Raw genomic sequence first — 14,033 nt, forward strand, 5'->3', positions numbered from 1 at the left:
GGCAAAACCAAAATGGTCATCCGCATGGCGCTGGCGCGAAAACTCCTCGTCATTCTCAATGCAAAAGCACGCGATGCGCGCATGGAGTTCGCCAATGCAACTTGACACCACAGATAGTCGCTCATTGCCCTGCCGGGCATTTCTCCCCGTATAGTGACGGGGAGAAAGATGCTGTTGTCCGATGGTTTCACCAATTATCAATGTTGCGAGAAGAACGCCAAGAGTGCGGCCAGCTTCCTTCTCCCCGTCACTATACGGGGAGAAGATGCCGGCAGGCAGATGAGGGGCGGCGCAAGCGGATCGCGCTAAGCCCGTTCGGCCAGCAATTCCTCGCCGCGCTTCTCGCGGATTAGATTGACGAAGCGACGGAACAGATAGTGCGAATCCTGCGGGCCGGGCGAAGCCTCCGGGTGATGCTGGACCGAGAACACCGGCCGGCCAGTCAGCGTGATGCCGCAGTTCGAACCATCGAACAGTGAGACGTGGGTTTCCTCGACGCCTGATGGCAGCGAGTCGGCATCGACGGCAAAGCCGTGGTTCATCGAGACGATCTCGACCTTGCCGGTGGTGTGGTCCTTGACCGGATGGTTGGCGCCGTGATGGCCCTGGTGCATCTTGGCGGTCTTGCCGCCCAGCGCCAGTGCCAGCATCTGGTGGCCGAGGCAGATGCCGAACACGGGGATGTCGGTCTTCAACAGATCCCGGATGACCGGCACGGCATAATCACCGGTGGCTTCCGGGTCGCCGGGGCCATTGGAGAGAAAAATGCCGTCCGGCTGCATGGCAAGGATTTCTTCGGCGCCGGTCTTGGCCGGCACCACCGTGACCTTGGCGCCGAGGCCGGCGAGCAGGCGCAATATGTTACGTTTGACGCCATAATCGATGGCGACGACATGCATTGTCGGTTCGGTCTGTTCGCCAAAGCCTTCGTTCCACACCCAGGGCGTCTCGCGCCAGACCGAGGACTGGCCCGAGGTGACATCCTTGGCGAGGTCGAGCCCGATCAGGCCCGACCATGCGGCGGCGCGCCGCTTCAGATCGTCGAGATCGAACACGCCGTCGGGCGCGTGCGCGATGACGGCGTTGGGCATGCCCTTTTCGCGGATCAGTGCGGTCAGAGCGCGCGTGTCGATGCCCGACAGGGCGACGATGCCGCGCTTCTTCAGCCATTGGTCGAGACCGGCGCCGGCGCGATAGTTGGAAGGATTGGTGACATCGGCCTTGAACACGGCGCCGACGGCACCGGCGCGGGCGGCGGGATTGAGGTCCTCGATGTCCTCGTCATTGGTGCCGATGTTGCCGATATGCGGGAAGGTGAAGGTGACGATCTGGCCGGCATAGGAAGGGTCTGTGAGGATTTCCTGGTAGCCGGTCAGCGCCGTGTTGAAGCAGACTTCGGCGACGGCGGAGCCGGTGGCGCCGAGACCGCGACCTTCGATGACGGTGCCGTCGGCCAGCACCAGAAGGGCGGTCGGCTTTTCAGTGGCCCAGGCGGGCGTCGAGGCGGCGGTCATCTCGGCCATGCGGCACTCCTATCAGGCCGCGCGCTGCAACCGGCCCGGCGGGCCATCTGCGCGGCAAACGGCGCGAAGCGGCGATTTCGCGGCTCCCACGCAGTCAAATTTCCGTTCATGCAAGGCCCAGTACATAGGGGAAGGGGGCAGGGCGGTCAATGATCATGCGAAATGCCGCCATGTTTTATTTCGCCTAGCAAAATCAGTGGCTTGCCCCGGCATATCAGGGTTTGCCTTGGCTCGCCCCCGGCGCTATTGTCCGCGCCGATCGAAGGAGAATGCACCATGCGCGGAAAAATCGCCGAATCCCTGAAGAGCGCGATGAAGGCGCAGGACAAGCACCGGCTGCCGACATTGCGGCTGATCCAGGCGGCTATTCACGACCGCGACATCGCCAATCGCGGTTCGGGCAAGGAGCCGGCCAGCGACGAGGAGATCCTGCAGATCCTGGCCAAGATGGTGAAGCAGCGCGAGGAATCGGCCAAAGCCTTCGACGACGGCAAGCGGCCCGATCTCGCCGCGCAGGAGCGCGGCGAGATGGAGATCATCCGCACCTTCCTGCCGACGCAGTTGGACGATGCGGCGGTGACGGCTGCGGCGCGCGAGGCGATCGCCGCGACCGGTGCGGCCAGCCAGAAGGACATGGGCAAGGTGATTGCCGCACTGAAGCAGAAATATGCCGGCCAGATGGATTTCGGCAAGGCGAGCGGCATCGTCAAGGGCCTGCTGCAGTAGGGTGCTGCTCATCTCGTCGCTTGGGTGGCCGACCGGGCGCTCCCGGAACCCAGATCCGTCCGGAATCGAAGTCCAGGAGTTGGAACTCGGATACCGCTGAGATGTTTATCCGTCATGCAACTGGAGAGATGTCATGACTGAGAACGAAACCCGCTATGAAACCGGTGCGACGAAATATCCGGCAAAGATCGATGCCGACGCTTCCGATGAATTCTCCCAGGATGCGGCCGCCAACAAGAAGCCCGCCGGCGGAATGGGGCTCACCCGCAGGAAGGATGAAGTAGAAGACCGAACCCGCCAGTCGGAGGGACAAAACCCGCCAAGGCAAGTCACGCCGAGCGCCGCAACCGAAAAGACGTCCGGCGCCGGCCCCGCTATCGCGGAGCGTTCAAAGGACGCCAAGGCTCCGAAGAGCGGCCGCCAGCCTGGAGCGTATGTCAAGAAGTGATCGCTGGACGGGACCCGAGAGGTCCTGGCGTTGCCACTTGCGCCTTTCGCGACTGGTTGGTGGGTGTCTGTCCGGCGGGCCCCGTCGGCTCCAATGCACGGCGCAATGTCGGCGCTTCCTGCTGGATATGATCCCACAGCCGGTTGGCGATCGGCCCATGCGGTCGGTCGCGGCGCCGCGCCACCACCAGTTCGTCGGTGCGGCCCGGCAGATGGCGGCCGGCAATGGATTGCAGGCGCCCGTCATGCAGTTCTTCCTCGATCAGGAAGCGGGGCAGGTGGCCCCAGCCAAGGCCCTGCAGGATGATCTCCTTCTTCATGCCCTGGTCGGCGACGAGGCATTGCGGCGCGCCTTCGATCAGCGAATAGTTTTGTTGTGGCGAATGGCGGGCGCTGTCGCGCATGACGCATTGGGTGAGTGCCTGCATCTGATCCAGAGTGATCGGCTGCTCGATACGCCCGGGCAGAAAGCCCGGCGCCACCACGGGAATGAAGGACACCTTGCACAGATCGACCCATTCCACCCGCGCATCGCCCTTGTCGACCCAGTGCAGGATCAGATCGGCTTCGTCATCGAATAGACGCTCCCATGGGCCGCCCACCGCTTCAAAATGCAGATGCAGGCGCGTGCCGGGGCACTGTGCGAAGAACCGCCCGAGCATGCCCAGCACATGCGGGCGCGGGCACAGGTCGCCTATCACCACGTGGATCTCGCTTTCCTCACCCATCGCCAACTGGGCGGCATGGACGCGCAAACCGTCCAACTCGCGCAGCAGCGATAGCGCTCGGCGGTGGAACGAAAGCCCGGCCTCGGTCGGACGCACGCGATAGCCGCTGCGGTCCAAAAGGATGAGGCCGAGCTGTCGTTCCAGCTTGGCGACGGCGGCGAACACCGCCGGGTGCGAGCGATACAGCATGGCCGCCGCAGGTTGAAAACCGCCGGTGCGGACCACTGCATCGAAGCATTGCAGGTCGTGCAGGGTGAATTCGGCCATGTCAGTTTTTACTACAGAGATTGTTCTATCTTTGTAATATCAACAAAATCGCTCCACGGCTAGGCTCTGTCTCGTTCAACGTTCCAGAAGGAATCTTCATCATGAATGAGCTGAATTTCGTCACAACGGGCGACGGCACGCGCATCGCCTACCGCTTCGATGGCGAGGCAAGCAAGCCGGTGCTGGTGCTGTCGAATTCCATCGGCACCACGCTGCACATGTGGGACAGGCAGATCGGCGAATTGTCGAAGCATTTCCGTGTCTTGCGCTACGATTTTCGCGGCCATGGCGGATCGAGCGTTCCCGTCGGCGCCTACTCGCTCGACCGGCTTGGCCGCGACGTCATCGAGCTGCTCGACGCGCTCGACCTGCAACGCGTACATTTCCTTGGCCTGTCGCTCGGCGGGTTCGTCGCGCAGTGGCTCGGCATCCACGCGCCGGAGCGGATCGACCGGCTGATCCTGAGCAACACCTCGTCCCATCTCTCGCCGGCAAGCTATTTCGACGAGCGGATTGCCGCGGTGCGGCAGGCACCGGACATGTCGGAAACCGCCGAGACGTTCCTGAGCAACTGGTTCCCCACGTCGATGGTTGCCGCCAACGAGCCGGTGGTCGAAGAGTTTCGCACCATGCTGCTGGCTATCGACCGGCAAGGTCTGGCGGGTCTGTTCGCAGCGGTTCGCGACGCCGATCTTCGCCGCACCGTAGCACTGATACCGCGGCCGACGCTGGTGATCGCCGGTCGGCACGACACGGTGACAGCAGCCAGCCACGGTGAGATGATTGCCGCGGCGGTGCCCGGCGCGAAGCTTATAGTGCTGCCCGCGGTCCATCTGTCGAACATCGAATATCCGGCAGAGTTCATCCAGGCTGTGGTCGATTTCCTGCGCTGAACTGGAGCGCGACGGAAAGGCGTCCGGCACCAGTCCGGCGGTCGCCGAAACGTTCAAAGGACGTACTGGTTCAGAAGGCGGGGCGGCGGCCTCGGTCAACGTGAGCGCCTCGGTGAACCGAGCCATCTGGCGAAAAGCTTATTCAACGCCTTCGGAACGATCCCGTCACCTTGCCATTATCAGCACGAGAGCCGGCTCGGACAGGCAAGCGCCGTGACCCGACCTTAGAGGCGGCCGATGACTTTCGAGCGCCAACACGAACACACCGGAGGAAGCGATGACTGGACGCAAAACCCATGACCAACAAATTCGCATCATTGAAGAGCGGGAAAACACAAAGAATGCCGGCAAGGATTTCGATTCAGAGGCGGATCTGAAACGATCAGCGGCGGAACGCGAAGCGCTGCGCAAAGGATCGGACATGAGAACCGACACACCTAACCTCGTCGATCCGGACGACCGCAACATCCTTCGCGGCAAAAATCAGGAAAGCGTCCATCACAAAAATCGTCCTGACGACTAGATGAGCACCGATCCTGGAACATTTGTCATAGATTGGAGGCAGCCCATGGCACGCGGGAGCAAGAAACACATCGGAGCAGGTTCACAGGGAAAGGGTTCTGGCACAGGCGCCATGACCGTAACGCCAAAGGACAAGCTCGAAGAAAACCAGGTTCTGTCCAATCGCGACAAGGCGCAGCATTCCAAAGAACGCGGTTTGGACTCCAGGCAGATCGCGACCGAGCAGCACCAGGATCATGCCGCCAACCGTTTGCGAGACTGACGCCCTCGGGGCGCCAGCCTCGGCACGGCTGCCTGGGGAGCGTCGCTATTTGACGCCGAGACTTTCGGGCCAAAGCGCCTGGATTTCTTTCGGCAGGGCATCGCGCACCTTGGCCGATTGGCCAAGATCAATATGCCGTGCAAGAACTCGGAACACCGAGCGTGCCGCCTCCTCGGGATCGACGGGGCGGATCGATTTCAATTCCTCGCCGATGTGCTGCGAGAAGTTTTCAAGGGAGCGCGTTTTGTCCGGCTCGGCTGCGGGCCGGTAGTGGTCGTAATAAGCGCCGCGTACCAGGAGCGGCAGTTCCGCCCCAAGTTTGGCCGCAAGCCCGATCTGCAGCCTGTCCCTTACGGTCCGCAAGACCGCGCCCAATATGTGCCATGCAATCCGCCGATCCGGACCTCCATGATCTCGTCGAGCCAGATGTTGGTCGTCTGCAGCGTCCTGTCAAAAACATCCAAACCGGTAGCGCTCATCATCGCCTCCTCATCAAATTCATGTCTGGTTTCGAAACGATGCTCGGGGACAATCGTTTCGCTATCTGTCGGCAAAATTGGCTCGGTCGGTGATCCGGCTCTGCTCCGGGATCACGGAACGGCTCTTGGTTGCGCTGGAACCCCTTCGGAAGCAGTTCGTTCCTTGGGTGGGCGGCTTTGAGGAGTTGGTTGGGTGGGGGAGCGCGTCCCGCAACAGGTTTTTTGCGATGCCTGCAAGGAAGACAAAAACCGATGAAGGCGAGAACCGGCAGCAACTCCTGCAGATGATGACCACGGAGCATTTGGTGCTCGGGACCGCCAGAGCGGCGACGATTCAGGAGGCGAATCAGCGCGCAAATTTGTTCCTGACTTCGGTATCCAGCGCCACGATCGCCCTTGCCTTCGTCGCCCAGGTGACAAGGATGGGGCTTCCTTTCATGCTGTTCAGCCTGATCCTGTTGCCATGCCTCTACTTCATCGGGCTGGTGACATTCGTCAGGGCTGTGCAGGTGGCCATCGAAGACATGGTCCACGCCCGTGGCATGGCGCGCATCAGGCACTACTACACCGAGCTTACTCCCTCGATGGCGCGCTACCTGGTTCACTCCACTCATGACAACCAAACGGCTCTGCTGGCCGATGTCGGCCTCAAGCCAAGGCCCTGGCAAGCGTTCGCCGGAACCGCAGGGATGGTGAATGTCGTCAACGGTGCCATCGCCGGTGTCTTTGCCGGGGTGATGCTCAAGGTTGTCATTGGCTCGACAGTCAGTCTCGCCGTGACTGTCGGCATTCTAGCCTTTGCGGTGAGCAATTGGTGCCTCTGGCAACATCACACGCGCAGTTGGGCAAGCGCGGAACACAAGCTGAAGGTGTTGTTTCCGAACGTGCCGGACAGCGACGGCGACGCGCGGATCGGATAACCCGTTCGAGAGGGACGGCAGAAGCACCAACTCGCTAGGCGGAAACCTCAAGCACGATCTTGCCACGCACATGCTCATTTTCCAGCCGTTCTTCCGCTTTGGCGACCTCTCCAAGAGGGTACGTGGCTTGCACGAAGGGGGTGACCTTGCCGGCCTCGATGAGGCGGCCGATCTCGGCAAGATGCGCCGCATTCGGTTCGGCCAGATAGGAGACGCCACGCGCCCGGCGCAAATTTGCCTTTTCCTGCGACGGTTCGGAAAGAGTGGAAACGAGTGTTCCGCCTGGCTTGAGCACATCCCAGGAGCGGTCCTGCGTGTCGCCCGCGACAAGGTCGAACACCAGGTCGACCGCATCGACGACCTCTTCGAAACCCTGGTTCTTGTAGTCGACCGTCTGATCGGCGCCGAGCTCACGGACGAAAACCACGTCCTCGGCGGAAACGGTTGTCGCGACGAACGCGCCCGCGGCCTTGGCGAACTGGATCGCCAGATGACCGACGCCGCCGGCGCCGCCATGGATGAGAACCCGTTGCCCGGATTTGAGGCCGCCATGGTCGAACAGGCCCTGCCATGCAGTGATGCCGGCAAGCGGCACCGCCGCGGCTTCGACATGGCTTAGACGATCCGGTTTCGCAGCCGCCTCCGTCGCCTTGACCACGACAAATTCGGCATTGCCGCCCCGGTCATGACCAAGCATCGCAAATAATGGGTCGCCCTTCTTCAACGTATGCGCCCGCGTGCCGCATATTTCCACCGTGCCGGACACGTCGCGCCCGAGCGTGACCGGCAGGGTTTCGCTCGTCGAACCTTCGCGGATCTTGTAGTCGATCGGATTGACGCTCGCGGCGCGAACCCTGAGCACAACCTCGTCGTCAAGCGGTTGAGGCAAGGGGACTTGATCGATCGAAACAACCTCAGGTCCGCCAAAAGCATGGATGCGGGCTGCTTTCATGTCGGCATATCTCCTGTTGTTTGGCTGTCGGCGACGGTGTCTGCTGGGCTGTCGTCAGCGGCTGTGCAGCCCAGATTGCGAAGGCAGGCACACCGGTTTCCCAGCGGGCCACCGCCGCTGCAAGGTCGCCACTCCTGCTAGGCCGTAGACAGCGTCGGCGGGTTTTGATTCACATGGCGGCAAGGCTACAACCAGACTTGCTGGCTTTCTAACTGGGTAGCAGGCCGTTGGTTCCAACCACCGCAATCGGCTGAACGTGGTGCCGGAAATTCTCTCCTCGGCCAGAGCATTCAACCAGTCTGATCCATCCGGCCCTTATGCACACAGCTGTTTTGAGTAGCGACGCCGAGGAGAGAGGCGGGGGCCGAAGCTGCTGGCGCGCTGACCTTGGAGATCGGATTGAATCATTGCTGGTGGGTCGCAGGGCCGCCGATCAATGCGGTTCGCACGACGAACATAAAGCAGCACGGTCTTAATCAACGCGGCGGCGCTATGCGGACTTCAAGACGCTTCGCAGATCGGCAGCGGCTGTGGCGGCGGTGCCGGATGATCCTTCCTGTATTGGGCGATGATCGGCTCAAGGGTCTTTCTCGGCCAGAATTTCGGTGTGCCGATTTCCTTCAGGCAGGACGCGTTCCAGTAGGCGCCCGGCTGTGAACGGTCGGCTGCGACCGCGGTGATGTCGCGCGATTCCGGGTAGATGTAGAGCGTCGTCGGATTGTCCTTGACCATCGGGATGATCCGCTTGGCATCCGCCGGCGACCAGCTGGTGCAGCCATTGCTGCGACCGCCGGCATAGTCCACCAGCTTGCCGAACGGCACGAAGCCGTCATGGTCGGCGTGCGAGCTGTTCGGGTTTTTGCGCAGGCACATGCCATGCAGCACCTGGGCAGCGTGACCGCCGATCGCCCGCTGCCTGGCGTTCGCGGCTTCGCCTTCGCCGTCGAACTGGATGAAGGTGCGCTGGAAAACCGCGTCCTGCTTCGCGCCGGTGCGGTAATAGCCCTTGAACGAGGTTTTGGCCTCGCTGGTCATATAGGCGCCGCCGGCCGTCAACGATGAATCCATCGCATTGCCGAAGTTCTTCGCGCACCGTTTGCCGTTTGAAAAATCGACGACGCCTTTCAAATTCCGCCCGCTGCCGTGGCCTGACGAAATCGCGCTAAACGACTGGCTGGCCTCGCAGATGACGTAATAGCGACGGCCGAGCACGCCATTGCCCAGATCGCTGGGGCGTGTGGCATCCATGGCGAAGTAGCAGGGGTTCTTGACAGCGCCTTGCGCGACCTTCTTCCGGTAAAGCGCGCGGGCTCGTTCGAGGACAATTTGCGAGATCTGGCCGTCGCTGTCGCCGACATGAGCCTGCAGCCAGGCTGGAACGGCAGATGGTGCGGCAAAGGATCGGGCCGATACCGCCACGGCGATGACGACGAGAAGGCTGGCGACGACACCCAGAGAAACAGATCTCAACCGCACCGGATCAATTCTCCTTGTCGAAGCGAATGGCGATTTCTTGCGGCATTGCCGCGAGAATCGATCATAGATGGCCTCGCATTATCGGGCGAAACACATCTTGTTTAGCGTACCCGCATGAAGAGCCGTAAAGCAGGTCGATGCATGCAACGGCCTACGCCGACATGCTGGCTCCAGGCTTGCGGCGGACGTCTTCGCTTCCTTGAAGCAGGGCAACGAACTCGGGTTGGCGGGTCCCTTCGGAGGCCGTCGGCGCGTTGGCTGACGGAGCATCAAACGAAAACCCGCCTGTGCGGCGGGTCATTGGCGCAAATCAGCACCATGGACAAATATGTACCATAGCTGAGGGCAGGAAGTCAAGAAAAAATTCCTATCGTGAAGAGCCGCGAGTCCGGAGCCTGATCCCTGGAGGTCCGCGATTTTCGATACGCAGGGATTGAGCTATCATCTGATTCTGGCGCGGCCCACGCCACCTCCCTCCGCCGGGAAAGCATCGTTCATGCAGGGCGCTATCCAATCACCGAACCGACTGTTCGAGCACTTGGCATAAGGAGGGATTGCAAAAACGGCTCGCACCAGGAGGTTTTGCGATGAAGTTGTCCGCGCCCATCTACCATCTCAAGCGTCAAGCCAGGCTTTTGTCTCGCGAGGGCAAGATTGCGCTGCACGAAGCGCTCGACCGTGTTGCAGCACAGGAAGGGTTCACCAGCTGGAGCCTGCTTGCAGCCAAGGCAGCCGAGGCGGCGCCCGCCGGCATGCTGTTTGCGCAACTTGCGCCCGGCGACCTGGTTCTGGTCGGTGCGCGACCCGGAAACGGCAAGACGCTGATGAGCCTCGAACTCGCGGTCGAAGCCATGAAATCAGGCCATCGCGGCGTGTTCTTTACGCTCGAATATACGCAAAGGGATGTGCTGGACCGGTTTCACGCCATCGGGGCGGACCCGGTGCAGTTCAACGACCAGTTCACATTCGATAATTCCGACGCCATCAGTGCCGCCTATATCGTCAAGGCATTGGGTTCGGCGCCGCGCGGCACGCTGGTGGTGATCGATTATCTGCAACTGCTCGATCAGAAGCGGGAAAACCCGGACCTGATGGCGCAGGTTCGCACGCTGAAGGCCTTTGCCCGCGACAGGGGACTGATCCTCGTCTTCATCTCGCAGATCGATCGGTCATACGATCCGGCGGAGAAGCCATGTCCCGATATCAGCGATGTGCGGTTGCCGAACGCTCTGGACCTGTCGCTGTTCAACAAGACCTGCTTCCTCAACAAGGGCGAAATCCGGTTCCAGGCGGCAGGCTGACGATCAGGTCAGCCTGCCTTCATTGGGCCGCTGCCGGCAGATTCGGAGGCTGCGCAACCGATGCCGAACCGTGCTGCGCGCGCAATGCTTCGGCCGCCTGGCGAACCACTTCGGATATAAGCAGCAGCTGTTTGGCGATCGGGCTTGTCTTGCGCCAGATCATGCCGATCGTCCGCGACGGTTGGGGGTTGGCGAAATGGGCGATAGAGACCGCCGCCGAGCGCGTCTCCACCGGCACGGCCATTTCGGGGATCAAGGTGACGCCGACGCCGGCGCCGACCATCTGCACCAGGGTCGACAGCGAGCTGCCGTCCAGCAACTCCCTTGGGCGCACCGAATGCATGTTGCAGAACGACAGCGCCTGGTCGCGAAAACAATGGCCTTCCTCGAGCAGGAGCAGCCGCATCTCGCGCAGCATTTCGCGGTTGGGCACCGGCTTTCCCTCATCCTCGCCGGGCCGGACCAGCACGAAGTTCTCGGCAAACAGCACGATTTCCGTCAGCGACGCTTCCGATACCGGCAAGGCGACGATGGCCGCGTCGAGCCGGCCGTCGGCCAGTTCCTGGATCAGCTTCTGCGTCTGCGTTTCGCGCACGTGGATATCGAGCCCGTCATGCATGCGGGCGAGGTTGCCGATGATGGCAGGCAAAAGGTAGGGTGCGATCGTCGGGATCACCCCGATGCGCAACCGTCCCACCAGCCGGTCGCGCGAGGCGCGGGCCAGATCTGTCAGCTCATCCACCGAGCGCAGGATGTCGCGAACGCGCAAGGCGAATTCCTCGCCGAAATTGGTCAGCCGGACCTGGCGTGGGCCTCTTTGGAAAAGCTCCGTGCCAAGCGTTTCCTCCAACTCCCGGATCTGCACCGAGATCGCGGGCTGCGAGATCGCGCAGGCATCGGCGGCACGGCCGAAATGATTGTGCCGCGCCAGCGCCTCGAAATAACGCAACTGCTTCAGCGTCAGGTTTGTCATAATGTCATCTTATCGCTGTAATCAGGAAATCCAACTTAAATTAATGAAGCGGCTTTGCTATAGGAGTCGCAACGAAGATGAGGAGCAGCCGGGACCGCCTGGTGAGGCGCATGCCCGCGGCAACGGGACATCCAACATATTCGGTCGCGTATCGGGCATATGGTCATCGCGCCAGCCATGAAACGGACCGCCTCCAGGGACATCCAACGTCCCTGTTCACGCAGCAGTTGAACAGCTCAACACAGCCACGATCGGAGAAGAACATGGACGCACAGACCGATGATCCCAGCGCCGGCAAATGCCCCGTTGCACACGGATCCTCCAGCAGGAGCAACCGTGACTGGTGGCCCAACCAACTCGATCTTGGCGTTCTCCATCAGCAATCGAACCTTTCGGATCCGATGGGCGAAGAGTTCGACTATGCCGAGGAATTCAAGTCGCTCGATCTCGATGCGGTGATCAAGGACCTGCACCAGGTGATGACGGATTCGCAGGAGTGGTGGCCGGCCGACTTCGGCCATTATGGGCCGCTGTTCATCCGCATGGCCTGGCACAGTGCCGGCACCTACCGCATCGGCGATGGCCGTGGCGGCGCCGGGGCCGGCCAGCAGCGTTTTGCTCCGCTCAACAGCTGGCCGGACAATGCCAATCTCGACAAGGCGCGCCGGCTGCTGTGGCCGGTCAAGCAGAAATATGGCCGCAAGATCTCCTGGGCCGACCTGCTGATCCTCACCGGCAACGTCGCGCTGGAATCGATGGGCTTCAAGACCTTCGGTTTTGCTGGCGGCCGCGCCGACGTCTGGGAACCCGAACAGGACGTCGATTGGGGTTCGGAAACCAAGTGGCTCGACGACAAGCGCTACTCCGGCGACCGCGAACTCCAGGGCCATCTCGGCGCCGTCCAGATGGGACTGATCTACGTCAATCCGGAAGGGCCGAACGGCAAGCCGGATCCGCTGGCCTCGGCACGCGACATCCGCGAGACCTTCGCGCGCATGGCCATGAACGACGAGGAGACCGTGGCGCTGATCGCTGGCGGTCACACCTTCGGCAAGACGCACGGCGCCGGCGATGCCTCGCTGGTGGGCGCGGAGCCTGAAGGCTCGAGCATCGAGGCGCAGGGCCTTGGCTGGTCGAGCAAGCACGCCTCCGGCATTGCAGGCGACGCCATCACCTCGGGCCTCGAGGTGACCTGGACCACGACGCCGACCAAGTGGAGCAACAACTTCTTCGACAATCTGTTCAACTTCGAATGGGAACTGACCACGAGCCCGGCCGGCGCGCATCAGTGGACGCCGAAGGGCGGCGCCGGTGCCGGGACCGTGCCGGATGCCCACGATCCGTCCAAGCGCCGCGCGCCTGCCATGCTGACCACCGATCTCGCACTGCGGGCCGATCCGGCCTACGAGAAGATCTCGCGGCGCTTCCATGAGCATCCGGACCATTTCGCCGACGCGTTTGCCCGCGCCTGGTACAAGCTGACCCATCGCGACATGGGTCCGATCGTTCGTTATCTCGGTCCGCTCGTGCCGAAGGAAGAGCTGATCTGGCAGGATCCGATCCCGGCGGTCGACCATGAACTGGTCGGCGAGCAGGACATTGCGTCGCTGAAGGCGAAGATCCTGGCATCGGGCCTGTCGGTCTCCGAATTGGTCTCGACTGCGTGGGCCTCGGCCTCGACGTTCCGCAATTCCGACAAGCGCGGAGGTGCCAATGGCGCACGCATCCGGCTGGCACCGCAGAAGGATTGGGACGTCAACCAGCCGGCTGAACTGTCGAAGGTGCTGGCGAAGCTGGAAGCCATCCAGAAGGAGTTCAACGCGGCACAGACCGGCGGGAAAAAGATCTCGCTGGCCGATCTCATCGTGCTCGGCGGTGTCGCCGCGGTCGAGAAGGCGGCGAAGGACGGCGGCCACGAAACCAAGGTGCCGTTCACGCCGGGCCGCATGGATGCTTCACAGGAACAGACCGATGTCCATTCCTTTGCCGCGCTCGAGCCGAAAGTCGATGGCTTCCGCAACTATGTCAGGGGCAAGCAGCCGATGTCGGTCGAGGCCATGCTGGTCGACCGCGCGCAATTGCTGTCGCTGACCGCGCCCGAGATGACGGTTCTGGTCGGCGGTCTGCGCGTGCTCGGCGCCAACACGGCCAAGTCGAAGCACGGCGTGCTCACCGACCGGCCGGGTACGTTGACCAACGACTTCTTCGTCAATCTGCTCAGCATGAACACGGTCTGGGATCCGGCGGCCGGCTCCGACGAAGTCTACGAGGCGCGTGACCGCAAGACCAAGGCGGTCAAGTGGACCGGCACCCGTGCCGACCTGATCTTCGGCTCGCACGCCCAGCTCCGCGCGCTTGCCGAGGTCTACGGGTCGGCGGACGCCAAGGCGAAATTCACCAGGGATTTCGTCGCTGCGTGGACCAAGGTGATGAACGCCGACCGCTTCGACATTGCCTGAACTCGCATAAGGCACTCCGGCGCAGCCGCGCCGGAGTGCCAATCCTCCCAAGGACATGAGATCGGGGCCGCGTTTCCAGCGATGGGAGCGCGGCCTTGTCGTAAG

13 protein-coding genes and 2 pseudogenes are annotated in these 14,033 nt (G+C 62.1%); 9 read left to right on the forward strand and 6 right to left on the reverse strand.

The window, feature by feature from the left end; genetic code table 11:
• Positions 1–105: pseudogene (locus NP503_RS00005) on the forward strand (IS110 family transposase); the annotation flags it as partial.
• Positions 106–305: 200 nt separating this feature from the next.
• Here the strand turns inward: NP503_RS00005 and carA are convergent.
• Positions 306–1,523 carry a glutamine-hydrolyzing carbamoyl-phosphate synthase small subunit gene (gene carA, locus NP503_RS00010; protein WP_127271513.1) on the reverse strand — a complete coding sequence of 406 codons (1,218 nt, stop codon included), beginning with the start codon at positions 1,521–1,523 and terminating at the stop codon, positions 306–308.
• 276 nt (positions 1,524–1,799) lie between these two features.
• Here carA and NP503_RS00015 point away from each other — a divergent pair, with 276 nt between their 5' ends.
• Positions 1,800–2,249 carry a GatB/YqeY domain-containing protein gene (locus tag NP503_RS00015; RefSeq protein WP_127272594.1) on the forward strand — a complete coding sequence of 150 codons (450 nt, stop codon included), beginning with the start codon at positions 1,800–1,802 and terminating at the stop codon, positions 2,247–2,249.
• A gap of 133 nt (positions 2,250–2,382) precedes the next feature.
• Complete coding sequence (locus tag NP503_RS00020) at positions 2,383–2,697, forward strand: hypothetical protein (protein ID WP_127271501.1); 315 nt, start codon at positions 2,383–2,385, stop codon at positions 2,695–2,697.
• Here NP503_RS00020 and NP503_RS00025 read toward each other — a convergent pair.
• The gene (locus NP503_RS00025; RefSeq protein ID WP_127271500.1) at positions 2,687–3,691 is read right to left on the reverse strand and encodes a LysR family transcriptional regulator; all 1,005 of its coding nucleotides are present in this window, start codon (positions 3,689–3,691) and stop codon (positions 2,687–2,689) included. The genes NP503_RS00020 and NP503_RS00025 overlap by 11 nt on opposite strands.
• A 101-nt stretch (positions 3,692–3,792) precedes the next feature.
• On the opposite strand from NP503_RS00025, the gene pcaD reads away from it, so the two are divergent.
• From pcaD to NP503_RS00040, 3 genes are all read left to right on the forward strand, one after another.
• Complete coding sequence (gene pcaD / locus NP503_RS00030) at positions 3,793–4,584, forward strand: 3-oxoadipate enol-lactonase (RefSeq protein ID WP_127272595.1); 792 nt, start codon at positions 3,793–3,795, stop codon at positions 4,582–4,584.
• A 277-nt stretch (positions 4,585–4,861) separates the two neighbouring features.
• Complete coding sequence (locus NP503_RS00035) at positions 4,862–5,107, forward strand: hypothetical protein (RefSeq protein WP_127271942.1); 246 nt, start codon at positions 4,862–4,864, stop codon at positions 5,105–5,107.
• A 45-nt stretch (positions 5,108–5,152) separates the two neighbouring features.
• Positions 5,153–5,368 carry a hypothetical protein gene (locus NP503_RS00040; protein ID WP_127271940.1) on the forward strand — a complete coding sequence of 72 codons (216 nt, stop codon included), beginning with the start codon at positions 5,153–5,155 and terminating at the stop codon, positions 5,366–5,368.
• 45 nt (positions 5,369–5,413) lie between these two features.
• On the opposite strand, the pseudogene NP503_RS00045 reads toward NP503_RS00040, so the two are convergent.
• A pseudogene (locus NP503_RS00045) lies at positions 5,414–5,847 on the reverse strand (DUF2267 domain-containing protein).
• A 125-nt stretch (positions 5,848–5,972) separates the two neighbouring features.
• On the opposite strand from NP503_RS00045, the gene NP503_RS00050 reads away from it, so the two are divergent.
• Positions 5,973–6,767, forward strand: coding sequence for a hypothetical protein (locus tag NP503_RS00050; RefSeq protein ID WP_236382652.1), 795 nt, complete (start codon positions 5,973–5,975; stop codon positions 6,765–6,767).
• A gap of 34 nt (positions 6,768–6,801) precedes the next feature.
• Here the strand turns inward: NP503_RS00050 and NP503_RS00055 are convergent, their stop codons facing one another.
• Both NP503_RS00055 and NP503_RS00060 read right to left on the reverse strand, forming a co-directional pair.
• Entirely contained in the window at positions 6,802–7,719 is a 918-nt protein-coding gene (locus NP503_RS00055) for an NADP-dependent oxidoreductase (RefSeq protein WP_127271019.1), read from the reverse strand.
• 501 nt (positions 7,720–8,220) lie between these two features.
• Complete coding sequence (locus NP503_RS00060) at positions 8,221–9,195, reverse strand: hypothetical protein (RefSeq protein ID WP_127271332.1); 975 nt, start codon at positions 9,193–9,195, stop codon at positions 8,221–8,223.
• A gap of 587 nt (positions 9,196–9,782) precedes the next feature.
• Here NP503_RS00060 and NP503_RS00065 point away from each other — a divergent pair.
• A complete protein-coding gene (locus tag NP503_RS00065; protein WP_127269043.1) occupies positions 9,783–10,496 on the forward strand; it encodes a DNA helicase in 714 nt (237 codons plus the stop codon).
• Between the two features lie 19 nt (positions 10,497–10,515).
• Here the strand turns inward: NP503_RS00065 and NP503_RS00070 are convergent, their stop codons facing one another.
• The gene (locus NP503_RS00070) at positions 10,516–11,469 is read right to left on the reverse strand and encodes a hydrogen peroxide-inducible genes activator (protein ID WP_127269042.1); all 954 of its coding nucleotides are present in this window, start codon (positions 11,467–11,469) and stop codon (positions 10,516–10,518) included.
• Positions 11,470–11,732: 263 nt separating this feature from the next.
• Between NP503_RS00070 and katG the strand changes: the two genes are divergently transcribed.
• The gene (katG, locus tag NP503_RS00075; protein WP_127269041.1) at positions 11,733–13,928 is read left to right on the forward strand and encodes a catalase/peroxidase HPI; all 2,196 of its coding nucleotides are present in this window, start codon (positions 11,733–11,735) and stop codon (positions 13,926–13,928) included.
• The last annotated feature ends 105 nt before the right edge of the window (positions 13,929–14,033 follow it).

The organism is Mesorhizobium sp. SEMIA396 (genome assembly GCF_024518615.1).
Taxonomy (GTDB): domain Bacteria; phylum Pseudomonadota; class Alphaproteobacteria; order Rhizobiales; family Rhizobiaceae; genus Mesorhizobium.

What these genes read in the sequence shown, in the direction of transcription:
- carA (WP_127271513.1), bottom strand. Translation starts at nt 1,523, where the DNA reads ATGGCCGAGATGACCGCCGCCTCGACGCCCGCCTGGGCCACTGAAAAG.
- NP503_RS00015 (WP_127272594.1), top strand. Translation starts at nt 1,800, where the DNA reads ATGCGCGGAAAAATCGCCGAATCCCTGAAGAGCGCGATGAAGGCGCAG.
- NP503_RS00020 (WP_127271501.1), top strand. Translation starts at nt 2,383, where the DNA reads ATGACTGAGAACGAAACCCGCTATGAAACCGGTGCGACGAAATATCCG.
- NP503_RS00025 (WP_127271500.1), bottom strand. Translation starts at nt 3,691, where the DNA reads ATGGCCGAATTCACCCTGCACGACCTGCAATGCTTCGATGCAGTGGTC.
- pcaD (WP_127272595.1), top strand. Translation starts at nt 3,793, where the DNA reads ATGAATGAGCTGAATTTCGTCACAACGGGCGACGGCACGCGCATCGCC.
- NP503_RS00035 (WP_127271942.1), top strand. Translation starts at nt 4,862, where the DNA reads ATGACTGGACGCAAAACCCATGACCAACAAATTCGCATCATTGAAGAG.
- NP503_RS00040 (WP_127271940.1), top strand. Translation starts at nt 5,153, where the DNA reads ATGGCACGCGGGAGCAAGAAACACATCGGAGCAGGTTCACAGGGAAAG.
- NP503_RS00055 (WP_127271019.1), bottom strand. Translation starts at nt 7,719, where the DNA reads ATGAAAGCAGCCCGCATCCATGCTTTTGGCGGACCTGAGGTTGTTTCG.
- NP503_RS00065 (WP_127269043.1), top strand. Translation starts at nt 9,783, where the DNA reads ATGAAGTTGTCCGCGCCCATCTACCATCTCAAGCGTCAAGCCAGGCTT.
- NP503_RS00070 (WP_127269042.1), bottom strand. Translation starts at nt 11,469, where the DNA reads ATGACAAACCTGACGCTGAAGCAGTTGCGTTATTTCGAGGCGCTGGCG.
- katG (WP_127269041.1), top strand. Translation starts at nt 11,733, where the DNA reads ATGGACGCACAGACCGATGATCCCAGCGCCGGCAAATGCCCCGTTGCA.